The sequence below is a fragment of the Bacillus sp. FSL W8-0519 genome (assembly GCF_038005585.1).
In the GTDB taxonomy this organism is placed as follows: Bacteria; Bacillota; Bacilli; order Bacillales; family Bacillaceae_G; genus Bacillus_A; species Bacillus_A paranthracis.
Window position 1 is genome coordinate 2,127,253 of sequence record NZ_JBBOTL010000001.1, and the last position, 24,686, is coordinate 2,151,938.

Here is a 24,686-nt window from a genome sequence, read left to right on the forward strand (position 1 = left end):
AATTAAATATATATTTCGAATTAGTTGACAATTGATTACCAAATGGCATAAAATAGCTTTTAACAAAGTATACAAATCTGAAGACGAGAAAGAGTAAAATAGTGTACTGTTCCCCAGAGAGCCGGTATGTTGCTGAAAGCCGGTGTGCAGACGTTATTTGAAAATCATCTCCGAGGAGCCGAGGCTGAAAATGAGTAAGCTCGGACGGATGTCTACCGTTACAAAGAACACGTATGATAGTACGTTGCTAAGTGCTATTAGTGAAGAGCTAATAGAATTAGGGTGGTATCGCGGGTAAACCCGTCCCTATTTTATAGGGACGGGTTTTTTGTGTGCTTTAAAACATTCAAAAGGAGTGATTGTAGATGAAGAAAGTAGATGTAAAAGAGTCAGCTGTAGGGAGAGAAACACGTATTCGTAAACAGTGGAACGAGCAGAGCATTTTCGAACAATCAATTCAGAATCGAGAAGGCGCACAATCTTTTGTGTTTTATGAAGGACCACCAACGGCGAACGGACTACCACATGTAGGTCATGCACTTGGACGAACAATTAAAGATGTAGTAGCAAGATATAAAACGATGTCTGGTTATAAAGTATTAAGAAAAGCGGGATGGGATACACACGGTTTACCTGTAGAATTAGGTGTTGAGAAACAACTTGGTATTTCTGGTAAACATGAAATCGAAGAGTATGGAATTGAACCATTTATTAAGAAGTGTAAAGAGAGTGTATTCACATATGAGAAGCAGTGGCGTGAATTCACTGAAAGTATCGGTTATTGGGTAGATATGGATGATCCATACGTTACGTTAGAGAATCCATATATCGAAAGTGTATGGCATATTTTAGGGACGATTCATGAAAAAGGATTATTGTATAAAGGGCATAGAGTTTCACCATATTGCCCAAGTTGTCAAACTTCACTAAGTTCACATGAGGTTGCCCAAGGGTATAAAACAGTAAAAGATTTAAGTGCAACAGTTAAGTTTAAAGTGAAAGATAGTGACAATGAATACTTCCTAGGTTGGACGACAACACCTTGGACACTTCCAGCAAATGTTGCACTCGCTGTACATCCAAATATGGAATACGTGAAAGCGAAACAAGAAGGTCATGTATACATTGTTGCGAAAGAACGTGTACGAGATGTATTAAAAGAAAACTATGAAGTATTATCTGTTCATAAAGGAGAAGAATTATTAAATACTTCTTATACAGCACCGTTTCCGATGAAAGAAGTTACAAATGGGTACCGCGTTATCGGAGCAGATTTTGTAACGGCAGATAGTGGTACAGGACTCGTTCATATTGCTCCAGCATATGGAGAGGACGATTATAGAGTCGTTCAAAGTGAAGGGTTGTCATTCTTACATGTTGTAGATGAGAAAGGTGAATATACAGAAGCAGTACCATTTTTGAAAGGTAAATTTGTAAAAGATTGTGACGTAGATATCGTTCGTTATTTAGCGAAGGAAGATTTACTTTATCATAAAGAAAAGTATGAGCATAGTTACCCACATTGTTGGCGCTGTGATTCACCACTTCTTTATTATGCAGGTGAAAGTTGGTTAATCCGAACGACTGCAATTAAAGATACATTTTTACAAAACAACGATACTGTTACTTGGTATCCAGATCATATGAAACATGGACGATTTGGTAAGTTTTTAGAAAACATGGTGGACTGGAATATTAGCCGAAATAGATATTGGGGAACACCATTAAACGTATGGGAATGTGAAAGTTGCGATCATCAATTCGCACCGAAAAGCATTGCTGATTTAAGAAAGCATAGTATGAAAGAGACACCTGAAGACTTAGAATTGCATAAGCCGTATGTAGATGAAGTGCAAGTTTGCTGCGAAAAATGCGGAAGTACAATGAATCGCACACCAGAAGTAATTGATGTTTGGTTTGATAGTGGTTCGATGCCATTTGCGCAATATCATTATCCGTTTGAAAATAAAGAGTTATTTGAAGAACAGTTTCCAGCAGATGTAATTGCAGAAGGAATTGATCAAACACGCGGCTGGTTTTATAGTTTATTAGCTGTATCAGCACTATATACTGGAAAAGTACCGTATAAACGAGTGCTATCACTAGGGCATGTTCTAGACGAGGAAGGACAGAAAATGTCTAAAAGTAAAGGGAATGCACTAGATCCAGTTGATTTAGTAGAGAAGTTTGGTGCTGATGCTTTAAGATGGGCTTTACTCGTTGACAGTGCTCCGTGGAATGCGAAGCGTTTTTCTGAAAGAACAGTATTAGAAGCAAAATCTAAATTTGTAGATACATTAGTCAATGTGTATAGCTTCTACGTTTTATATGCAAATTTAGATGAGTATAATCCGAACGAAACGTATGACGTAAAGCGGACGAAATTGGATGAATGGGTATTATCAAGATTGCATAGCACAACGAAAAAAGTGAGAACTGCACTTGATGATTATCAATTTACGAATGCAGCTCGTGAAATCGCGACGCTTGTAGATGAAGTAAGTAACTGGTACGTAAGACGATCACGTAATCGTTTCTGGGAATCTGGTATGAATGCTGAAAAAGCAGCTGCGTATGAGACACTTCATGAAGTGCTTGTAACAATTAGTAAACTAATTGCACCATTTACACCGTTTGTCGCTGAAGATATTCATTTGAATTTAACTGGAAGTAGCGTTCATTTAGAGGATTATCCAGTTGTAAATGAATCACTACTTCAGCCGAAATTAGAAGCGGAAATGGATGCAGTTTTACAAGTTGTTGAACTTGGAAGAAGTAATCGTAATCAACATTCTTTAAAAGTAAAACAGCCGTTAGCGGAACTTGTATTACTTGAGCATAATGAAAATGATATGGATTGGGAATCTTACCGTGATATCGTTATGGATGAGTTAAATGTGAAGGCGTTCCATGTTGAACTCGATGAAACGAAATACACATCTTATCAATTAAAGCTGAATTTTAAAACGGCTGGGCCGAAGTTCGGTAAAAATGTGAATGCAGTAAATGGCTGGCTAAAACAATTATCACAAGACGAGGTACAAAACTTTGTCTCTACAGAAAGAGCAGTTTACGAAGTAGCATCAGGAGAAGAAATAGTTGTAACGACTGAAGATGTATTAGTAGAGAAAGTTGCGAAATCTGGATTCTCTAATACAACTAACGGACAATATACAGTAATGTTAGATACGAATGTAACGGAAGAATTGCTACAAGAAGGGGTAGCACGTGAATTCATTCGCGCCGTTCAAGAATATCGTAAGCAGTTGAATTTACCTGTTAATTTACGAGTAGATGTAATTCTTGATACAGAGGAAGAACTACAGCAAACGTTAACGAATCATAAAGAGTTGTTGGAAGAAAACTTACTCGTTAAACAATTTACATTTGGTCACTTAACGAATAAAGACGATGAAATTTCTTTAGGTGAGACAAAAGTCCGCATTAAATTAAGCTCAGTTAATTAAAGAAAAGGAAGTTGGAATGATTCCAACTTCCTTTTTGTATGATGGAAATTTATCCGGCTATTTTCTGCATAATACATTCGATAGGACCTCTAGAAAAATTCTTTCTCCATAACACGCTAATTAAAATGCTGTTAAAATTTATTTCTACAGTATTGTTTTCGCTTTACACATAAATATTGAGAAAATTTCACTCCCCCTAAATGGAAAGGTAATAGAATTGTTCATAGAGAATTACTCGTAGATTCAATTTTTATTCCCCCCATTTTATGGGGAATGATTGCCTAGTGGTAATGGGATAAGGTTGAGCTACTTTATTAGGGGGAGTGGTTCTATGTTTAATAAAAAAATGGTGGCAATGGCAATGACTGTGCCGTTAGTAATGGGGACAATTTCTACAGTTTCGGCATTGGAAAAACAACAGCAAGTAAAGCTAGAAGCTTATTCGCCGCAGAAAAAAGCAACAGAATATTTAAAAGAAAATGCTGCGCAGTATGGATTAAAAGCAGACCTTTCAGACTTACAATATATTTCTACAACAGAAACGTCAGTAGCTTCATATGTTAGGTTCCAACAAGTTGTGAATGGTGCGCCTGTATTTTCAAAACAAATTACAGTTACTCTTAACGGAGAGGGAAAGGGAGTACTTGCTGTTTCTGATTATCAATCTGTTAAAGGTGTGAAGGAAGCTACTACAAAAATTAGTGAAAAAGATGCAATACAAAAATCAATGGCGTATGTTGGAGAAGTAAGTGAACAAAACTTATGGGCTCCTACAGAGAAAGAATTTGGATATATTGTTGAAGAAGGAATTGCTCGTCCAGTATATAAAGTTGTAGTCCATTCTAATAATCCATTTGGTGCATGGGAAACATTTGTTGATGCAGAAAATGGAAAGTTAATTAAAAAGGTTGATATAAACCGTAAAGCAGAAGGATCAGGAAAAGTATTTTTACCTAACCCAGTCGTATCTAGCGGTAGTAAAGTAGGTTTAAAAGATAACAATGATGCAGATTCAACAGCATTAACGAACCAATTAAAGACTGTTACGTTAAAAGGTTTAGATGGGACAGGATTTTTAATTGGAGAGTATGTAACGATTTCCTCAAAAGCAAAAACGAAATCTACAAACTTACAATTTAACTATACACGTGCAAATGATAGCTTTGAAGATGTGATGTCGTATTATCATATCGATACTTTACAACGTTACATTCAAAGTCTAGGTTTTAAAAATATTAATAATCGCTCTATTAAAGTGAATGTAAATGGAACGACGGCGGACAACTCGTTTTATTCTCCGACAACGAAAGCTTTAACCTTTGGTACTGGTGGAGTAGATGATGCAGAAGATGCAGGTATTATCGCACATGAATATGGACATTCAATTCAAGATAACCAAGTTCCTGGCTTCGGTAGTTCTGCAGAAGGTGGAGCGATGGGAGAAGGGTTTGGTGATTTCTTAGGTGCTACGTATGAAGATGCAGTATCGACAACAGGCTACGGAAAAGCATGTGTTGGAGAATGGGATGCGACTGCTTATTCTAGTTCAGATCCGACGTGCTTACGCCGATTAGATAATAATAAAGTGTATCCGAAAGATATTACGAATGAAGTACATGATGATGGAGAAATTTGGGCTCAAGGACAATATGAGATGGCGCAAGCATTTGGTCGTGATGTTGCAACGAAAATTATTTTACAATCGCACTGGTCGTTAACACCAAACTCTAAATTCAGTGATGGAGCGAAAGCGATTAAGCAAGCGGATGCTCTTTTATATGGCGGACAACATGCTGCGGATATCGATCGTATTTGGGCAGCGAGAGGAATTAGTACGAATTAATATAAAAAGTCGTGGCATGTATAAGCCACGACTTTTTAATTTGCTTTAGAACTGGTACTAGTAAAGTAAGCTATATAGATGATAATGTGAATTTATTCGCATTCCATTTATTTTTTTTCATCTTTAAAAACAAAATGCTCTTTAAATTTTCTAGATTCAACTTTTTGACCATTTCGCATCGATCGGAAAGGGTGTTCTTGCCAAGTAATCATTACATCAACTTCATCCGCTTTTGTAGCAACTGGAAAATTAGCATGTTCAAATCCAGTTTTTCCACTTGCTAAACGACTTTCCTTTAGAGAAAAGAGTTCATATTTCGTTTTTGTTTTTGGTTCGTTGCGGAATACTTCGACTTGTACGTTATATACTTCACTGTTTCCAACATTTTTTACTGAAAATTGATAAGTTTGGAATTCATCTTTTTTAGCTTGAAGCTTTTTTTTGTTTACTTTTTTCGGTTCAGCAATATTCACTTGCCATTGATCAGAGTTTTGAGAGATAGGTAAAGATTTTGGTGAATAGGCGTACGTTTCGTTTACTACAATTAGGCAAAACAATAGGAGAAAGAAACTAATCACTTTTTGCATATACACACCTCGCTATAAAATTTTTATTAATATGTGTAAATAAAACAGTAAATATGTAATTTAATGGAAAAAGGTGATACTTTGATTCAAATGAATTTGAAAAAACTTGAAGAAGTAATAGATGGAGAAGGGTTATACGAATCATTTCATCATTTAGAAATACATGGTGTCTGTATAGATTCCAAAAACATGAAAGAAGGAAATTTATTTGTTCCAATCATTAGGGTGAAAGATGGGCATGAGTATGTGAAAGAAGCAATGGATAATGGAGCTGTCGCTTCCTTGTGGAAAAAGTCTTACGGTACTCCGCCAAAAGGGATTCCAATTATATTTGTGGATGACACTTTGTTTGCTTTGCAACAATTGGCACAATTTTATCGAAGAGAGATAAATGTAAAAGTAATAGGAATTACAGGTAGTAATGGCAAGACTACGGTAAAAGATATAATAGGAAGCATTTTAAGTTCAACTTATAGAGTGCATAAAACAAAAGGTAATTTTAATAGTCAAATCGGTTTGCCGTTAACAATTTTAGAAATGGAACGAAATACTGAGTTCTTAATACTTGAAATGGGAATGAGTGAAAAAGGACAAATTCGAAATTTATCACGAATCGCACAGCCAGATGTAGCGATTATTACAATGATTGGACAGTCACATCTAGAGACGCTTGGATCAAGAGAAGAGATTGCGAAGGCTAAATTTGAAATTGTAGACGGATTACATGACGGTGGACTGTTCTTATATAATGGTGATGAGCCATTACTTTCTCAACATATTAATACGCTAGGTATAGAAAGTAAGTCATTTGGTGGAAAGTATACAAATGATTTGTTTCCAACGAACGTACAATTAGATGAATATGGTGTTCATTTTAAATTAAATTATACAAAAATACAGTACGATGTTCCCTTACATGGAAAACATAATATTTTTAATACGATTGTCGGAATCGCTGTAGGTCAATTTTACAAAGTCCCTATAGAAAAAATACAAGAAGCATTGCAACAAATAAATATTACACAAATGCGCTTTCAGTTTTTAACCGCTAAAACAGGTTTTACAATTATTAACGATGCATGGAATGCCAGTCCTTCCTCCATGAAGGCTGCAATTGAAACGTTACAGAAGTTAAATGCCTATAAGAAAAAAATGATAGTGATTGGGGATATGTTGGAGTTAGGGAAGAACGGTGAAACATATCATAGAGAAATTGGTAAAATGTTAAATGAAGAGAGTATTCAATATGTATTTACGTATGGAGAGTTAGCCGAAATTGTAGCGGAAGAAGCAAGAAAGAACTATCATGCAGGAAAAGTACAATCATTTGATAATAAAGCCGAGATAGCAGAGGAAGTATTAAAAGTAATAACGAAAAAGGATGTTGTTTTACTGAAAGGTTCACGTGGAATGGCTTTAGAGGAAATTGTACAAAACTGGATGTGAAAAATTAAAATATATTTAAAAGTGCTTGCATTTTATAGTGTGAAGAGATAGAATACTCTGTAAATATAAAAAGTGATGATTAGGAAAAGTACATGATGCAAAGGTCTACAGAGAGCAATCGGTTGCTGAGAAGATTGCGATACCGCATGATGGAAAGACACCTGTGAGTGTTGCTTTGAACGTGATAATTAGTAAAAGCAAACGGTACCTACCGTTATCAGGACTAAGATGGTCATTATGACAATTTGGGTGGTACCGCGGAAAAATCCGTCCCTATTTATAGGGGCGGATTTTTGTATTCTTTTAAGGGAGGTGAGTGACCGTGGATGATGACGATGACAACAATAACGTAAATAAATATAAAATTACCGGAGGGAAAAATAATGGAGTCAATAATGAAGCGTTCACTCACAAAAGAATGTACGAAGCAAAGCGGAAAGGTTGTATTACTTCAAGGATGGGTAAAAAAGATTCGTCATCTAGGTAATGTTAGTTTTTTATTAATAAGGGATCGATCAGGGGTTATGCAATGCGTATTAGAAAACGAGCTAGCTGGATTTAAAGTAGATGTGGAGAGTGTTGTTCAAGTCGTAGGCCAAATAGTAGAGACTTCGAAAACAGAATTAGGGATTGAAGTGCTTGCTCACGAAGCGAAAATATTAAATGGCGCAGAACCACTTCCATTTGAAATAAATAAAAAGAAGTTACAAGTTGGCTTAGATCAACTACTGAATGAACGGGTATTATCATTAAGACATGAGCGAACCGCTGCTATATTTAAAGTGAAATCTACGCTCGTCCAGAGCTTTAGTGAATTCCTTATAGAGAACGATTTCACACGTATATTTACTCCAAAAATTGTTTCGCAAGGGGCAGAAGGAGGAGCAAATGTTTTTAAGCTTCCATACTTCCAAAAAGAAGCGTATTTAGCTCAATCACCACAGTTTTACAAGCAAATGATGGTAGCGGGAGGATTAGAACGTGTTTTTGAAATTGCACCTGTATATAGAGCGGAACATCACAATTCTTCCCGTCATTTAAATGAATATATATCGTTAGACGTAGAGATTGGCTTTATAAATGATTTTCATGAAGTGATGCAATTAGAAACGGATGTATTACGATATATGTTTCAACAAGTAGCAAAAAACTGTGAGAAAGAACTACAACTATTACAAATAGAAGTACCTGTCATTACAGAAATACCGAAAATCACATTGTTAGAAGCGCAAGAAATTTTGAAAAGTAAGTATCGGAAAGAATCGCCAATTGGGGATTTAGATACAGAAGGTGAGAAGTTACTAGGGAAATATGTGAGGGAAACATATAAGAGTGAGTTTGTTTTCATTACACATTATCCGAAAGAAGCGAGACCGATGTATACGATGCCGAATAAAGAGAATCCAGCTATAACTGATTCGTTCGACTTACTATATAAAGGATTAGAAATAACATCAGGAGCACAACGAATTCATAATTATGAAATGTTACTCGCTTCGTTTCACGAAAAAGGATTACATCCCGATAAATTTCAATCGTATTTAAATACATTTCGATACGGTTGTCCTCCGCACGGTGGTTTTGGAATTGGATTAGAGAGAGTTGTATATAAACTATTAGAATTAACAAATGTACGAGAAGCGAGTGCTTTTCCGAGAGATTGTACTCGTCTTATACCATAATTTTAAACCCCTTCTATATTACAGAAGGGGTTTATGTATTTCAACATATGTTAAAAGGAATAATAGTTTTTTTGTGTGAAAATATGTAAATTATATTAAGAACATTTTATAATGAATTGAGAAAAAGAAAATTCATAAGTTATAATGAAATATGAATATAAAAAAAGTTCATATAATAATGTATGGAAGGGTATGAAACATGTTATATCAAACTCAAGCAACACAACAAACACCAGCTTATATAATTTATCTTCTTGATGTAAGCGCATCAATGAACCAAATGATGGATGCAGGCGGAGAAGAAAAAAGAAGAATTGATATTGTAACGGATGCTCTTTCTTTAGCGATTCGCCAAATGGTATTTCGTTCAACAAAAGGTAGTCGCTTGCTCCCGAGATATAAGTTATCTATTTTAGCCTATAGCGATCATGTTTTTGATTTATTGGGTGGGGTGAAAACAATAGACGAGGTAGCAAGACTTCGCCCTCTAGAAAAAATACAAACGCATCGTTTAACTGATACAGCAAAAGCTTTCTCTGTAGTAGAGAAGTTATTGCAAAAGGAATTACCAAATTTACAAGACGGGCCAGCTCCTGTTGTTTGTCATATGACAGATGGTGCTTCTACTGGTGAAGATCCAGAATTAATTGTGCGAAGAATTATGAATATGTCTGTACCTGATGGAAATGTACTAATTGAAAATATTTTTATTTCAGATGAAATCATGCAAGAACACATTACTAATATAAAGAAGTGGGAAGGCATTATGCCAAATACAGAGATTACAGATGAATATGGTGCAAAGTTGCAAAGACTTTCATCGCCTATCCCTCAAAGCTATCGTGAGATGATGACAGAACATGGATTTCATATTGCAGATGGTGCGGTGATGATGTTTCCTGGGACAAATGCGGATTTAGTATCACTTGGATTTCAAATGTCGGCTGCAACGCCGGTTCGATAGGAGGGGGAAGTATGGTGAAATATATCCTATCGCAAAAGAAAGAAACGGTATTGCAAGATAAGAAAACCAATCATTTTTCTTATCGATATAGCTATGTAAGAGCAAAGGAAACGCAGGATTTAAATGAGTGTGGACAGGACTTCCTAGCATTTCAAGATAATGGAACTAGTTTCATATTTGCGTTATGTGACGGTGTAGGGCTGTCTTTTCATGGTGAAATTGCTGCGGAATTTCTTGGTATGAAGTTAGTAAACTTGTTTGAAACATGTCAAGAAAGTGAAATGGATATTGCTACATTATTAAATGAACAGTTAAATAATTGGATAGAAGAAGCTTCAGAGGAAGTGAGTGCATTTCGGTTGCCAGAAAAAACACCGTGGTTACTTCGCGATGTCTTGGAGGAAAAGCGAAAACAAGGTAGTGAAACGATGTTTATTGGCGGGAAAATAGAACTCATTCCAAATGAAGATAAAGTACAAATAACGATAGTTACACATGGCGATTCATTTGTACAATTGTTTCAAGATAAGGAGAATTGTTCGAATGTAATGAAGTTTAAGAGAAATATAGAGAAAAGATGGTCTACACAGCGAGGTATTATTGGTGGGGAATTGGCGGTTTTTTCAAAGGCATTATCTAGGCAAGAAGCGAATCGGATAGTTATTCACTCAGACGGACTTGTGCCGCTTAAGCAGTATAACTTTGAGGAAGTGTTAAAAGAAATTGAGAGGGCACAGAACTCTCCGACAAGCGATGATATTTCATTTTTAGATGTTTCTTGGTAATAAACACGATGGAAAAAAGGTGAATTAACGTGGAAGAGATTATTGTGACATACATAAAACAGTCAAATGAAGAAATTGATATTGCAATTCCAAATGACGTAAAAGTGGTACAAATTATTGAAGCGATTTTACATCATGAAAAAATAGATGAAGCATTGAGCGGGATCTATGAAATTAGAGTGGCGAAAGATAAAGAAGAGTGGCATTCTATTCGAAATGATGAAACGTTGCGCGATAATGATGTGTGGGATGGACAATATGTAATGCTACATAAAAAAGGAGCAATTATCCCTTCTTTTGAAATGATGCCAGCAGAAGAAGTTTATAATGAACCTGTTAAACAAGATATGTCTTCTAGTGAAGAAGATTATGTATGGAAAATCATTGAGTAATAGTTTTTGGATGGGGAAGGAGAAATGTTTTGTGCAAAAATCACCGTATTTTCAACGCTCTCCGCGTGTGAAAGTAGAGATACCAACAGGGGATGTTATTATTCATGATCCACCGAATATACCGGAGGAGCCGAAGTTTTCAATTGAAACAATGTTACTGCCTGCAATGATGACAGTTTTAACATTGGTATTATATTTTGTAATGATGAAATTTATGAAGATGAATTCAAGTTATATGCCATTAATGATGGTTTCAAGTATTCCGATGTTGGGATCATATATAATTACAACGATGGGGCATTTCCGTAAAAAGAAAGAACATCGTCAAATGGTTGAACAATTACAAACAAGATATTTAGAGCAAATTCAAAAGCATCGAGTGGAATTAGATACGTTAAAGGTTGAACAAGCAAAATATTTAATTACACAAAATCCAAGCCCATTAAAAAGTGTACAAAGAATTGAAAACAGGGAAAGTAATTTGTGGGAGAGAACACCTGAAAGTCCAGACTTTTTAGATATTCGTATTGGTACAGGAGAAAGACCATTCCTTGTAGAATTGAAGGTGCCTGAACAGAAAGGTTACGAAGAAAATCCATTAGTTACAGAAGCACAAAATGTGAAAAGAGATTTCAATACGATACCGAATGGACATATTTCAATTTCTTTGAAAAAAAATGATGTAATTGGTGTAGTCGGAAATAAAGAAGATAGACTAAACTTTATTCGAATTGTAACGACACAAATTATGACGCATCATGCACCAAATGAAGTGAAAATAGCAGCATTTTATCATGAGAAGGAGAAAATGCAGTGGGATTGGATGAGGTGGCTTCCTCATGTATGGGATGAACAGAGAAGTATGCGCTTTTTATCTGAAAATCAACAAGATGCACAGAAATTAGCTGAAGTACTATTTACCCCACTTAATATGCGTAGAATCTATAATTCCTCTGCGCAAGCAGATGCAAAAGTTCCTTTAATTCCGATGTATGTATTTTTCTTATCAGCGAGAGAGTTTTTAGAAGATGATCCTTTAACTCCAATGTTACTTAGAGAAGGTGAAAGTGTAGGAGCTTCTACATTTATTTTTGCGGAACAAAAGGAACGCTTACCGATGGAATGTGATCTTGTAATAAGCTTAAATGGAGAAAATGGTGAGTTAGTAGAAACGTTTTCAAGTTCAGCTGAAAATAGTGGAACAACGCGTGCTAGTTTTAAAGTAGATCGACTTTCATTCGAGCGATGTGAACTAGGAGCGCGAAGCATTGCTCCAATTCGAATGAAAAGTTCTACAGCAGCCAACATTCCGAAAGTATTAACATTTTTAGACTTGTTTCAAGCTAAAAATATGGAAGAGCTACAAGTGCTAGAGAGATGGAAAGAAAATCGATATCCGACTTCATTACCGGTTCCAATTGGTGTAAGAGAAGGAAGTAAACCTGTTTTTCTAAATATTCACGATAAAATAGAGAAAAAAGGGCATGGTCCACACGGCCTAATGGCTGGCACAACAGGATCAGGAAAAAGTGAAGTAATTCAGTCTATAATAGCAGCGTTAGCAGCAACCTATCACCCTCATGAGATGGCATTTATGCTTATTGATTATAAAGGTGGTGGGATGTCAAACACATTTGCGGGATTACCGCATATTATTGCATCTATTACGAACTTAGAGGACCCGAACTTAATTGAGCGTGCCAGAATTTCATTAAAGGCAGAACTAGAACGGAGACAAAAATTATTCATTCAAGCTGGAAATGTTCAGCATCTAGATGAATATTATGAAACAAGCTGGCGTGAAAAAGAACCTTTACCACATTTATTTATTGTTATTGATGAGTTTGCTCAAATGAAAAAGGAACAACCAGAATTTATGGACGAGCTAATTAGTGTCGCTGCAATAGGAAGGACATTAGGAGTTCACTTATTATTAGCAACTCAAAAACCTTCAGGGGTTGTAAATGACAAGATTTGGAGTAACTCACGTTTTCGAATTTGTTTACGTGTACAAGATGACGCGGATAGTCGTGAAATGTTAAAGATTCCAGATGCATCTAAAATCAATGTACCAGGGCGAGGATATCTTCAAGTTGGTAGCAATGAAGTATTGGAATTATTCCAATCTGCATGGAGTGGAGCACCTTATAATCCAGATGAAGAGAAAGTTCTTGATATTGTTGACTTTACAGAAGTGAAGCTTTCCGGTGAAAGAATAAAAGTGAAAAAGCGTCCAAAACCAATGACAAATAGTCCAAAGCAATTACAAGCTTTTATTCAATATGTACAGAGCGTATCAGAAAAAGAAAATATTAAAGCATTACCAGGACCTTGGCTGGATCCATTACCGGAAAAATTATTGTTAAAAGAATTTTATGCTATGGAAAATTGGACAATTGCTGAGTGGAATAAACCGAAAGAATATTTACAAGTAACAGTAGGATTAATTGATGATGTTGCAAATCAAGCACAATTTCCTCTGAAGTTAGATTTACAAGAAGGGCATTTAAATATTTATGGTATGCCAGGTACAGGGAAAACGACGATGTTGCAAACAATTATTATGTCCTTAGCTGTATCGCACACACCAGAAGAAGTGAATTTCTATGTTATTGATTTTGGTCGAATGTTCTTAGATTTTAGAGACTTACCTCATATAGGCGGGATTATACAAGAAGGCGAAAATGAGAAAATGAAACGTCTATTTGGATTTTTAAAGAAGGAAATCACGCATAGAAAAGAGAGTTTTTCTAATATCGGTGCAAAGTCATTCTCTATGTATAACCGAATGGTGGAAAAGAAAATACCAGCTATAGTAGTAATGGTAGATGGTTATATAAGATTCAAAAATGAATTCGAGAAAGAAAATGAAGTATTAGAATTATTATTGCGTGAATCAAGTACATACGGAGTTTATTTCTATTTCTCTCTGAATCAAACAATTGATATGTTCGATCGTGTTCGTAATAATATACCGATGGCACTTACATTTGAATTGCAAGATGGAACAGAATACCATAACTTAGTAGGCAGACCTAAATTCCCATTAATTGAAGTTCCTGTTGGCCGTGGATTAATGAAAGGGCAACCGCCGGAACTATTCCAAGCAGCATTGCCGTTTATTGGGGAAAGTGAACTTGAGTACTCTCAACAATTAAAAACAATTATTCAAAAAATGAATGGAGAATGGGATGGTGAAAAAGCAAAAGCTATTCCAATGGTACCTAAAGAAATATTTGTAGAACATATGGTTGAAAAATTAGAAACAGCCCAAATTTCAGCAGGTATAGAAACAGAGGATATTCGCTTACAAAGCTTTTCTTTAGATGAAATGAGTCATATATTTATTGGGGGAAGAATAGAAGGTGGAAAAACATCGTTATTACAAACACTTCTATTCACTACTACATACCAATACTCTCCTGAAAAGGTTGAGCTATACTTAGTAGACCTTGGTGAAAGACCTACAGGCTTATTAGCTCTTGGAGATTTACCTCATGTGAAGAAGAAAGTTACAGAGGGTATGCAATTAAAAGAAATGTTAGATGAATTGTTAGAGCTAATAAATAATAGAGAACCAATAATGCCTTCTATAGATCCAAACGTAACAGTAGAGTTTCCATATAAGAGAATAATCATTGCAATTGATGATATTGATCAAATGTTAACTGTATTATCTACTGATTATGAGGCGAAAAATAAAATGGAACTAATAGTCCAAAACTGTAAAAATAAAGGGATTCACTTTATGACAGCGGCTACAACGTCTAGTTTAAATAGCTATTCTCATGAAAAATGGTTTGCGGAAATTAGAAAGAGAAGTATTGGTTATTTATTGGGAACGACACAAAATAACGATGTGTATTTCTTTAATATGAAACTTCCACATACTGAAATGGATCAAGAATTATTAAGTGGGGATGGATATTGTATACGTAGAAAGCCAATAAAAATAAAATGTGCATATACACCATTACATTTACTTCGCACGATGATAGATAAAATTAGTGTGAAATGGGCTGAATTAAAAGTGAAATAATATTAAAATAGGGTTAAATTACTAGAAAATAGAATTTTTTTGTAATTTAGCTCTTTAAAAATTGTATGAATATAGTTTATAATCTAATTGTTGTATCATTTATGATTTGAAAGGGGAAATTATTACAATGGCAGAAATTAAAATCACACCAGAAGAACTTGAAAGAATCGCAGGAAACTTTAAAAACGCAGCAGGAGAAGCACAAAGTCAAATTAATAGACTTGAAGGCGATATTAATAGTTTAGAAGGACAATGGGCTGGGGCAACACAAGCGAAGTTCCGTGGAGAATTTATCCAATCTAAACAAGCAATGCAACAATACATTCCAATTTTAGAAGGTATTTCAACAGATTTAAAACGTATCGCTGATAAATTCCGTAACACAGATAACGCATACTAAGAATAGAACAATTGCAAAAGACCAGGAGCTATTGTTCCTGGTCTTTTTTTGAAAAATTGTTATACGAGAGTAAGGGGATAAAATGGGATTCCGACCAGAAGTAGGAGAAAAAATTAATCTTAATAAAGATGTTTATCGTTTTGAGAAACACCCAGCTGTAATTGGTATTGAAATGCCCTATGGCCAAGAGGGAAGGCAAGGAACCGTTTATCAATTACAACAGGAAAATGGTGTAGAACGAATTGCATTAAAAGTTTTTAAGGAACGCTATCGTGAGGAAAAACATCAACTAGCATTTCTGAAACCACTTTCTTCCTTAGCAGGTCTGAAAGTATGTTCACGCTATATCGTTACTAAAGAAGAACATACATCTGCTATCGAAAAATCAGAAGATCTTGCTAATAGTATTGTAATGCCTTGGATTGAAGGTCCAACTTGGGCTGATATTTTACAAGAACAACGAATGTTATCAAAAGAACAATGTTTCTTTATTGCAGAAGCATTTCTTACAACACTTAAAATGATGGAAGAAAATGAAGTTGCTCATAATGATTTATCGTCTAGCAACGTACTTGTACCTTTCTTAAGTGAAAATGCAATTGAAGGCCAACACAATATCGAACTTGTTGATGTTGAGCAAATGTATGGCCCAAAAACGAAAAGACCGTCATTATTGCCAGCAGGTTCAGCGGGTTACGCACCAAAGTATTTGACAAGTGGAGTATGGCAAAAAGAAGCCGATCGATTTGCAGGTGCTATTTTAATAGGAGAAATATTAAGTTGGTGTAGTGAAGAAGTTCGAAATAAAAAATGGACGGATGCAAGTTACTTTAAAACGGAAGAAATGCAGACAGAATGTGAAAGATATACGTTACTTCAGCAAGTATTACATAATCAATGGAACGGGGAAATTGCAAAATTATTTAAGCAGGCATGGAGTAGTAATTCTTTCGCAGAATGCCCAAGCTTTGCACAGTGGTACGATGTATTTAATAGCGCGAGAGAAATAATAAAAATTGATGCGGAAAGGCAGTCAGCAGAAGAACACTCTCTTTTTGTATCAAAATGTTTGGAAATTGCAAGATTATTAGAAGAGAGAGGATTTAAACAAGCGGCATTATATGAATATAAAATAATTTTCAATTCACTCAATTCATCAACAGCTCTGCAAAAAGAACTCGCATATATCATTCAAACTATGGAGAGTCAAGAGCCTGAAATAAATAATAAAATGGTCCTACAACATTATTTGGAATTAGCTACTGAATTGGAACGAGAAAACAATGCAGCATTTGCTTGTTTCGTCTATTCACGAATCGTACAATTTCCAAACATTGATCAGGCGTTAAAACAGGAAATTGAAAGCATTATTAAAGAGATAGAAGAAGAGCAAGGAACAGAGTCGCAGCAAGAAGTAGCAGCTACAATTACAGTGCCAAATAGCATTCTACAGAGCCGAAAACAAACAAAAAAACAAGTGGAATATGATATAGATGATGAGATTTTAAATGCAAAAGCATCCAATCAACCACTTACAGTAGCACATGAACAAAGTGAACCGTCACCTTTTTCTAAATGGTGGAAAAAGAATAAAAAATGGATTTTGATTATTGGTTCAACTGTAGTGGTTGTAATAGGTGGTTCGACGTTGTTTTATTTCTACACAACAAATGCTAAATATCAAAAGTTTATGGAACAAGCACGACAAGCTTATGATGATAAAAAATATACAAAAGCTGAAGAAGCTGTTGGACAGGCAATTGCTGTGAAGGGTAAAGACGAGGCTTATCTCCAATTAGCAACGATTTACGTTGCTGAAGGAAAAAATAAAATTGCAATCGATTATATTACAAAACTAATAAAAGATAGAGAAATAGATAAAGAAAATAATGAAGCTGCTTATTTATTAGCTTCAGCGAATTTCCGCATTGGGAAATATCAAGAAGCAGTGCAAAATTTTGAACAAGCGCTAGCGAATAATGCAAAAGGAATTGAACCATACAAAAAAGATGCAATGCGAGATTTAGCTGTAAGTCATATGAAAATGAAGGAATTTGAAAAGGCAGAAGATGTTATTGTCAAAATGAGTACGAAAACAAATGAAGATAAAGCAATTGTTTCGTATTTAAAAGGTCAACTATCAACCGCAACTGTACAGTTAGACAAAGCAGAATCTTTCTTTAAAGAAGCTATTATGCAAGATTCAAAGAATGCCATATATACAATTGAACTTTCAAATTTATATGTGCTTTGGAATAAAACAAACCTAATTGATAGTGCGAAGAAAGAAATGAATTATCAACAAGCATCTCACATCTTACAAGTTGCAATTCAAAAAGATATGAAAAATATTGAGTTGTTAAATCAACTAGGAATTGTGTATTACGAAGCGGGCCAATTTTATGAAACGCGAGATGGCGCAAAGAGTACGGCTGCATACCAACAAGCGTTAGAAGCTTACAATAGAGTTGTCGGCAGTGGAACACGCGATATAAATACGCTTGTAAATATAGGGATTTTATACGATAAAGTGGGACAAGGAAATGAAGCAGAGAAGCTTTTCACAGAAGCATACTCACAAAACGATGAAAATCCGCATGTGAATTTTGCATTCGGGATGTTTAAAATTAAACAGAAAAAATATGAGGAAGCAAGTCGCTTCTTAAGAAAAACAGTGCAAGCAAATGAAAATGAATCTGAAGTAAGAGCTGCGCAAGAAAAACTAACAGAAATGAAAACAAACGGTTGGATTCAATAAAGATAGGAAAAGGGGAAAAGGACATGGAGGAAAACAATAATAACTTAGGGAAAAAAGTCGCTATATCAGTAATGTCGGTAGCATTACTAGGAACATCAGGATATCTTGTGTATGACAAAGGCTTTAAGACAGCAGGAAAAGAACAAGTAAAACTAGCAAGTAATACAGAAGAGAAAAAAGATGATCGTATTACAGGGGGCGATTTACAGTCTATGTTCCCGAATTTAGTCGCTGATCCTGCAAAAAAAGATGAAAAACCCGGCGAAAAACCAACTATTAATTTAGCAGACTTAATTGGGAATAATAAATCACCAATTACACCAGTGACGTATAAACCAGATGAAGTATCGGTGGAAAAGAAAGATCCACAAATCAAATTATCGGATGCACCAACTCCACAAAAGTTAGATTTGCCATCTAATATGGGGGGACCTGTGGCGGAGCCAAATAAAAATAATGATAATGCTCAATTACCTACATCCACTGTAGAACCGCCAAAAACTAATACTGGAACAGGAGGAACTGAAACAGAAAAACCAAAACTAGACCCAGAACCAAAACCGGAACCAGAACCAAAACCAAATCCAGAACCAAAACCAGATCCAGAACCAAAACCAAATCCAGAACCAAAACCAGATCCAGAACCAAAACCAGATCCAGAACCAAAACCAGATCCAAAACCAAAACCAGATCCAGAACCAAAACCAGATCCAGAACCAACACACCCAACAATTACAGTATCACCAAAAACGGGAGATATTTTAGTTGAGTGGTACGCTGGCAATGGAAAATACTACTCATCTGTTTTCTTTAATGATTTTTATACGAGTCAAAAAGAACTGGATGAAAATGCATTAAATAATTTAACGAACTACTATAGCAAAAAAGAAGACTGGACGCTCGTTAGCCAATTGAATACACCATCAAAATCAAAATCAATAGCTGAACATAAGCTAGCATTAGATAATGTAGAACAAATTCTTACAAGTGGTGAATATTCAAATGAGAGAGCACTATTCTATTTACGTAATCAAATGAATGTACTAAATGAATCGGTTACCACTCAAGAAGAGCTACAAAGATATTTAAGTGAAAATAAGAAGGATTATATTAAATCTGTAGCAGAAAAAGTTTATCAAACAGCAACAAAAGAAAAAAGAGAGTGGTCAAATACAGGGGATGTAGCATCTTTAGAACAAGCATTAAGTAAATTTTATTTAGTTACATCAGTATTTGAAAGCGTAGATCCTACATTAGTAGAAAAAGCGAATCAAGATGTAGAAGATATTTTCAACAAGCTATTACAAGAAGAATTACAGAACCTTAATATCCAAACATCAGTAGTGATGTCTGCAACTGAGACAAAAGAAAAAGCAAGCCCTGTAAAAGAAAAGACTAGCAGTAATGAAGGAAAAGCAGTGAAAGATGTTCCTAGCAGTAATGAAGGAAAAGTAGTTAAAGAAGAAAATGTAAGTGAAAATGAGGAAACAGCTACATCAAGTGAGAAAAATCTAAAAGAATCAATAACTGAAGGTGCCACAAATAACAATAAAACAAATAATGTAGATTCAAGTAATCAAAAAGAAAAAGTGAAATCTGATCCGGCTGAAGAAGCAATTGCTCAAATTGATGTATATTTAAATCCAGCGAATCCACAATATGAAAATGCTTTACTATTAGCAAATCAGTATATTGACGGTGCAACAGGAGAACAAAAAGAAAAATTAGAACAGCAATTTAGTGCGGCTGTAGAGGGACTTCGTGGACAAATTAAAGATTCTAATTTCAAAGTCGAAGATGCTATAAATAAAGCGAATTTATTAGCAAATACGGCAAGAGTAGAAAAATCTGTTCAAGATGAATCTCATAAATTATTAATGCCGCTAATGTTTGAAAGAAAAGCAAACGATGCTGCAAATAAGGGAGAATATTATACAGCGGTATTAAATATTGCAAATGCAATTCGTACAAAGCACCCATTGGAACGCTCAAGAGAAGAAATGGTTAATTATGCGAATAAATTATGGATAGATACAGAAAATGAATGGAATAAAATAAATGGAACGACAGGATGGCAAAGTGAAGTAAGTAAAAACTTATTACCATCATACACATTACTTGCACAGTTAAAAGATATTGATAAAACGATTGGCCAAATTAGTGGTATGAATATGATTGATAATGCATCCAAAAAAATGGAGGGAATTCAACTTATTCAGTTAGCAGGTGATGAAGCAAATAAAAAAGGTCAAACGAGCCTTTATAATGCTTTACATTATTATGGTCAAGCAGCTTCCCGAGGTGTTGTTGACAAAACAGGATTTTCTAATGTAGCTGGTCTTGTAATTAAAGAAGCAAAACAGTTAGAGAATAAGGATGCTTTAAACAACTATCAAATTTTATATAAAACACCAGGAATTGAAGAGCTAGGAATTAAAGATGAAGTAAAAGTGACAATTGAGTATTTGAGTACATTTGAAGCTGCAAAGGTAAGTGGAAATAAAGATACAATTGAAGATTTAGCTTCAGCAATTGAATTAACTTATCGTTCTATGGAATTAGGATATCCAGAAGCAGATGCTAAAGAATGGATGAATACGGTAGCTCTAAAAATGTTGAATAAAGGTGCAGGTTATATGTCCGCAACTGATACGAATAATGCATATAAATGTTTTGAATTTTTAACTCGTGATAAATATGCAAATGCTATTAATGGAGAAATAACGAAACAAGCAAAAAAGAATGTAGAAACAATTAAATCTATGAACGTTAAAAAATAATTAGATTTAATATTCGCCATCTTACTTTGAGTAAGATGGCGAAATTATTTCGCATAAGGAGTGAAGTTCAATGAGTTTACTAGAAATTTGTCCATTAGATGAGGCGTTAGTGGAGGCTTTACAGAATGAAGAAAAAAGAGTTCGTTTTTATGAGATATTACAGAAATCAAATTTGTACGTTGTTGCTTCGGTAGAGGGCGATACAACTGTAGATGAAGAAGGAAATTTGATTTCAACTGAAAATACACAATTGCAAATTCATTATTTTGAAATGGAAGAAGGATTAATGTTACCACTGTATTCTGATTTGAAACATTTAGAAATGGTTATTCCAGAAGAATGTCCGTATGTCTCTATGAATGCAGTTGAATTATTAAAGACGATAGATTTAGAGGCAAATGTAATATTAAATCCAGGAACAAAATTTCAAAAATTATTTGTAAAGGAAGAAATTGAAGCGATTTGTGATAATAGTATTTTTGATGTTTTTTCTAAAGGGGATAAGTAAAATTTGATGCAGTTCTATTCATTTTTGGTATAAAATAGAGGAAGGTGGGAGAAGGTTTGGAAATTAAGGTCAAACCTGAACAACTCGAACAAATTGCCAAAAACATATCAGAGATGCAAACACACAGCCAGACCATACAACAAAATCTCAATCAATCTATGTTTAGTATTCAAATGCAATGGCAAGGAGCAACGAGTCAACATTTTTATGGGGAATATATGAGATCAATGAGACTCATGGAATCTTACATACGTAACTTACAAGTTACAGAAAAAGAATTACGGCGTATCGCTCAAAAGTTTCGTCAAGCTGATGAAGAATATCAAAAGAAACAAAATGAAAAATTGAAAGAAGCCCATAAAAAAGAAAAGAAACATGAAAAATCATGGTGGGAAAAGGGAATAGAAGGAGCAGCTGAATTCATCGGAGTAAATGATGCAATTCGTGCAGTTACCGGTAAAGACCCTATTACAGGAAAAGAATTATCATCAAAAGAAAGACTCATCGCCGCAGGATGGACGCTCCTAAACTTTGTTCCTGTTGGAAAAGTGGCAAGTCTTGCTGGAAAAGGAATAAAGTATGTCGCTTCTAGCTTTGGGAAGACGATTGTAAAAGCAGGAAAAAAACTAGGCGAAGGCGTAACAATGGTAGCTGGAAAAGCTGGAAAAGCTGGAAAAGCAGCTGTCGATGGCATAAAAACAGCCAGCCACAAAGTAAAAGAGGGTGTAAACTTTGTAGCCTCCACAGCAAAAGGATTTGCCGACAAAATCGGAAGTCTATGGAACAAAGGTGCCACAACCGTAAAAACAACTTTCTTGCAAGGGAATGAAAAGATCCAGCACGCAGTAAAAACATTAATGGAGTACAAATGGATCCCAGGCGAGGGAAAAGGCTTCGCCATAGCTGGAGTAGGAAAGGTCTCAGGAGGAGGACAGTATTCCCTGAAAGAGGCTTATCAGTATATGGAGAGTAAGGTTGTTAAGGGTACGGGTAAAGAATATAAAAACTATAAGGATGTAGAATATACTGGAACAACTAAAGTTAATGGAGAAGTAAGGGATATTAGCAGACGGGTTTTTCAAAGGTTAGATATTGATTATATGAGAATTGACCCTAAAACTGGTATGACAAATCTCCAATTGATGAAAAAAGGAAGAGCACCAATTTGGCAAGATGGGACTGCTATAGAACTTCATCATTTAATTCAAAGAGAGCCCGGATCAATGGTGGAGCTTCCGGGTAGCATGCATAAGGAATATTATAAAATATTGCATGGCTTAGTGGAGAATGGTGGAAGCTTTAGAAACGACCCTGTGTTAAAAAAGCAATATGAAAATTTTAGGTCGAAATATTGGAGATGGAGAGCTAAACAAATAGATAAAGCTGAATTATAAAAGGAGGAATTTTGAATGAATAAAGAGGAATTAACCAATTTTATTAAGGTAAATATGGAATCAGATGACTTTACTGGTGGAGTAGATAAAAAACAAGTTGATTATGTTCAAGATACCCTACAGTTAAAATTGCCAGAAAGTTATAAGTGGTTTTTAACAAATTATGGCTCTGGTGGGTTATTTGGTGTTGATATTTTAGGGGTGGCTAAGTCTAATATAGCTTCTGTTGTTATTGAAACAGAGAGTTATAGGGATTTAGGAATGAGTGAGAATTTAGTAGTTATTGAAAATATTGGGGAATATGCTTATTGTCTAGACACTAGTAATATGGAAAACAATGAGTGCCCAGTAATAGCATGGGATAGACAAGGTGGACTTGATGACTACAATACAGCAAAGAATTTTTATGAGTTTTTATCACAAAGGTTATTAGATGCAAAAGAAGCATGGGAAGAAGAGTTTTAATATAGATAAATGACCTTGTTTAGCTTAAAGCTGAATAAGGTCATTTTTATTATAAGAAGATTAATTGTTCATGATGAATAGAAGTTATAAGTATTATTGATATATTTTTTGTTTTATATATAATTATATTTAAAGTTTTGTGCGTAGGTAGACAAGAAAAGAGAATGAAAACGAATTTGTTTTTGATGTGGATAGAAAAAATATATGGTGTTTGAAAGTAAGTACTCCATGATGGTTGTACCATCATGGAGTACTGTGTGCAATGATAGAATAGAAAACGAAGTACGAGCTTAGGCGATATGACATTTTACTAGGCGATGAATATAATCACATGGAATATATATTAAACTAAAGAACTCGTACAAGCTCGTAAGTTTTAGCGTAGTAGTTGTCACGACATATAAAAGGTGTCATACTGTTACTACAAAATATACAAATTTATACTACTTAAAAATAGATGAACTTAAAGCACTTGATTGTCTATGATAGGCAACAAGTGCTTTTTTCGTCTTAGTATAGAAATAAGTTATAATAAAAAAGCTAATATTTTGTTAGATTGAGAAAATAAAGAGTATCTACTAAAAAGCAGCTGTCGATGGTATAAAAACAACCAGCCACAAAGTAAAAGAGGGTGTAAACTTTGTAGCCTCCACAGCAAAAGGATTTGCCGACAAAATCGGAAGCCTATGGAACAAAGGTGCCACAACCGTAAAAACAACCTTCTTGCAAGGGAATGAAAAGATCCAGCACGCAGTAAAAACATTAATGGAGTACAAATGGATCCCAGGCGAGGGAAAAGGCTTCGCCATAGCTGGAGTAGGAAAGGTCTCAGGAGGAGGACAGTATTCTCTGAAAGAGGCTTATCAGTATATGGAAAGTAAGGTTGTTAAGGGTACGGGTGATGTTGGTGATAAAGCCAGTGGAGCTAATATAAAGAAATTAGATGATTTTTCAGGCCCTTTAGAAAATGGTCCATATATTAAAAACGGAAAGCCTAGGGGTAGACCACAATTATCTGGGGAAAAGAAACTTGGATTTGAAAAAGATGTTTTCAATAAACAGATAGACCCAGATGGAATTTTACGAGACCCTAACACTAGTGAGACAATTGACTGGAACCTGGACGACCACGAAAAGGTAAAGTAGATTTTGGGCATACAGAAGGAAATTCGTATA

Annotated in this window: 15 protein-coding genes, 2 pseudogenes and 2 other annotated features; of the genes and pseudogenes, 16 read left to right on the forward strand and 1 reads right to left on the reverse strand. The window is 35.0% G+C overall.

Features of this window, described 5'->3' with window-relative positions; translation table 11 throughout:
* Positions 1 to 71: 71 nt before the first annotated feature.
* Positions 72 to 311: a binding site (T-box leader), on the forward strand.
* 54 nt (positions 312 to 365) lie between these two features.
* Positions 366 to 3,467: an isoleucine--tRNA ligase gene (ileS, locus tag NST14_RS11080; protein WP_000754927.1), complete on the forward strand. Its 3,102-nt coding sequence runs from the start codon at positions 366 to 368 to the stop codon at positions 3,465 to 3,467.
* Positions 3,468 to 3,798: 331 nt separating this feature from the next.
* Positions 3,799 to 5,310 carry a M36 family metallopeptidase gene (locus tag NST14_RS11085; RefSeq protein ID WP_000482267.1) on the forward strand — a complete coding sequence of 504 codons (1,512 nt, stop codon included), beginning with the start codon at positions 3,799 to 3,801 and terminating at the stop codon, positions 5,308 to 5,310.
* Between the two features lie 107 nt (positions 5,311 to 5,417).
* Here the strand turns inward: NST14_RS11085 and NST14_RS11090 are convergent, their stop codons facing one another.
* The gene (locus tag NST14_RS11090; RefSeq protein WP_001174424.1) at positions 5,418 to 5,897 is read right to left on the reverse strand and encodes a hypothetical protein; all 480 of its coding nucleotides are present in this window, start codon (positions 5,895 to 5,897) and stop codon (positions 5,418 to 5,420) included.
* 63 nt (positions 5,898 to 5,960) lie between these two features.
* On the opposite strand from NST14_RS11090, the gene NST14_RS11095 reads away from it, so the two are divergent.
* The 14 genes and pseudogenes from NST14_RS11095 to NST14_RS11155 form a co-directional block, all read left to right on the forward strand.
* The gene (locus NST14_RS11095) at positions 5,961 to 7,343 is read left to right on the forward strand and encodes a UDP-N-acetylmuramoyl-tripeptide--D-alanyl-D-alanine ligase (RefSeq protein WP_229142713.1); all 1,383 of its coding nucleotides are present in this window, start codon (positions 5,961 to 5,963) and stop codon (positions 7,341 to 7,343) included.
* Between the two features lie 66 nt (positions 7,344 to 7,409).
* Positions 7,410 to 7,621: a binding site (T-box leader), on the forward strand.
* A 105-nt stretch (positions 7,622 to 7,726) separates the two neighbouring features.
* A complete protein-coding gene (aspS, locus tag NST14_RS11100) occupies positions 7,727 to 9,025 on the forward strand; it encodes an aspartate--tRNA(Asn) ligase (RefSeq protein WP_101219120.1) in 1,299 nt (432 codons plus the stop codon).
* 199 nt (positions 9,026 to 9,224) lie between these two features.
* Positions 9,225 to 9,989 (forward strand): vWA domain-containing protein, encoded by a 765-nt coding sequence (locus NST14_RS11105; protein ID WP_000966842.1) that lies wholly within the window; start codon positions 9,225 to 9,227, stop codon positions 9,987 to 9,989.
* An 11-nt stretch (positions 9,990 to 10,000) separates the two neighbouring features.
* Positions 10,001 to 10,774, forward strand: a complete 774-nt coding sequence (locus tag NST14_RS11110) for a protein phosphatase 2C domain-containing protein (RefSeq protein ID WP_000241759.1) — start codon at positions 10,001 to 10,003, stop codon at positions 10,772 to 10,774.
* Between the two features lie 29 nt (positions 10,775 to 10,803).
* Positions 10,804 to 11,166: an EsaB/YukD family protein gene (locus NST14_RS11115; RefSeq protein WP_000391141.1), complete on the forward strand. Its 363-nt coding sequence runs from the start codon at positions 10,804 to 10,806 to the stop codon at positions 11,164 to 11,166.
* Between the two features lie 31 nt (positions 11,167 to 11,197).
* Entirely contained in the window at positions 11,198 to 15,205 is a 4,008-nt protein-coding gene (gene essC / locus NST14_RS11120) for a type VII secretion protein EssC (RefSeq protein ID WP_048556842.1), read from the forward strand.
* 127 nt (positions 15,206 to 15,332) lie between these two features.
* Positions 15,333 to 15,605 (forward strand): WXG100 family type VII secretion target, encoded by a 273-nt coding sequence (locus NST14_RS11125; protein ID WP_000807831.1) that lies wholly within the window; start codon positions 15,333 to 15,335, stop codon positions 15,603 to 15,605.
* 82 nt (positions 15,606 to 15,687) lie between these two features.
* A complete protein-coding gene (locus tag NST14_RS11130) occupies positions 15,688 to 18,363 on the forward strand; it encodes a tetratricopeptide repeat protein (protein WP_061184802.1) in 2,676 nt (891 codons plus the stop codon).
* A gap of 23 nt (positions 18,364 to 18,386) precedes the next feature.
* Positions 18,387 to 21,143, forward strand: coding sequence for a hypothetical protein (locus tag NST14_RS11135; RefSeq protein ID WP_229137197.1), 2,757 nt, complete (start codon positions 18,387 to 18,389; stop codon positions 21,141 to 21,143).
* 70 nt (positions 21,144 to 21,213) lie between these two features.
* Complete coding sequence (locus NST14_RS11140; RefSeq protein WP_000054422.1) at positions 21,214 to 21,651, forward strand: SseB family protein; 438 nt, start codon at positions 21,214 to 21,216, stop codon at positions 21,649 to 21,651.
* Between the two features lie 56 nt (positions 21,652 to 21,707).
* The gene (locus tag NST14_RS11145) at positions 21,708 to 23,045 is read left to right on the forward strand and encodes a WXG100 family type VII secretion target (RefSeq protein ID WP_229142714.1); all 1,338 of its coding nucleotides are present in this window, start codon (positions 21,708 to 21,710) and stop codon (positions 23,043 to 23,045) included.
* A 15-nt stretch (positions 23,046 to 23,060) separates the two neighbouring features.
* Positions 23,061 to 23,510 carry an SMI1/KNR4 family protein gene (locus tag NST14_RS11150; RefSeq protein WP_001030889.1) on the forward strand — a complete coding sequence of 150 codons (450 nt, stop codon included), beginning with the start codon at positions 23,061 to 23,063 and terminating at the stop codon, positions 23,508 to 23,510.
* A gap of 342 nt (positions 23,511 to 23,852) precedes the next feature.
* Positions 23,853 to 24,070: pseudogene (locus NST14_RS31015) on the forward strand (hypothetical protein).
* A gap of 22 nt (positions 24,071 to 24,092) precedes the next feature.
* Positions 24,093 to 24,416, forward strand: a pseudogene (locus NST14_RS11155) (WXG100 family type VII secretion target); the annotation flags it as partial.
* Positions 24,417 to 24,686: the final 270 nt, after the last annotated feature.

Coding starts and splice junctions, on each gene's coding strand:
- NST14_RS11130 (WP_061184802.1), top strand. CDS start 15,688: ATGGGATTCCGACCAGAAGTAGGAGAAAAAATTAATCTTAATAAAGAT.
- NST14_RS11105 (WP_000966842.1), top strand. CDS start 9,225: ATGTTATATCAAACTCAAGCAACACAACAAACACCAGCTTATATAATT.
- aspS (WP_101219120.1), top strand. CDS start 7,727: ATGGAGTCAATAATGAAGCGTTCACTCACAAAAGAATGTACGAAGCAA.
- NST14_RS11110 (WP_000241759.1), top strand. CDS start 10,001: ATGGTGAAATATATCCTATCGCAAAAGAAAGAAACGGTATTGCAAGAT.
- NST14_RS11140 (WP_000054422.1), top strand. CDS start 21,214: ATGAGTTTACTAGAAATTTGTCCATTAGATGAGGCGTTAGTGGAGGCT.
- NST14_RS11090 (WP_001174424.1), bottom strand. CDS start 5,897: ATGCAAAAAGTGATTAGTTTCTTTCTCCTATTGTTTTGCCTAATTGTA.
- NST14_RS11085 (WP_000482267.1), top strand. CDS start 3,799: ATGTTTAATAAAAAAATGGTGGCAATGGCAATGACTGTGCCGTTAGTA.
- NST14_RS11150 (WP_001030889.1), top strand. CDS start 23,061: ATGAATAAAGAGGAATTAACCAATTTTATTAAGGTAAATATGGAATCA.
- NST14_RS11135 (WP_229137197.1), top strand. CDS start 18,387: ATGGAGGAAAACAATAATAACTTAGGGAAAAAAGTCGCTATATCAGTA.
- ileS (WP_000754927.1), top strand. CDS start 366: ATGAAGAAAGTAGATGTAAAAGAGTCAGCTGTAGGGAGAGAAACACGT.
- NST14_RS11095 (WP_229142713.1), top strand. CDS start 5,961: ATGGAAAAAGGTGATACTTTGATTCAAATGAATTTGAAAAAACTTGAA.
- NST14_RS11125 (WP_000807831.1), top strand. CDS start 15,333: ATGGCAGAAATTAAAATCACACCAGAAGAACTTGAAAGAATCGCAGGA.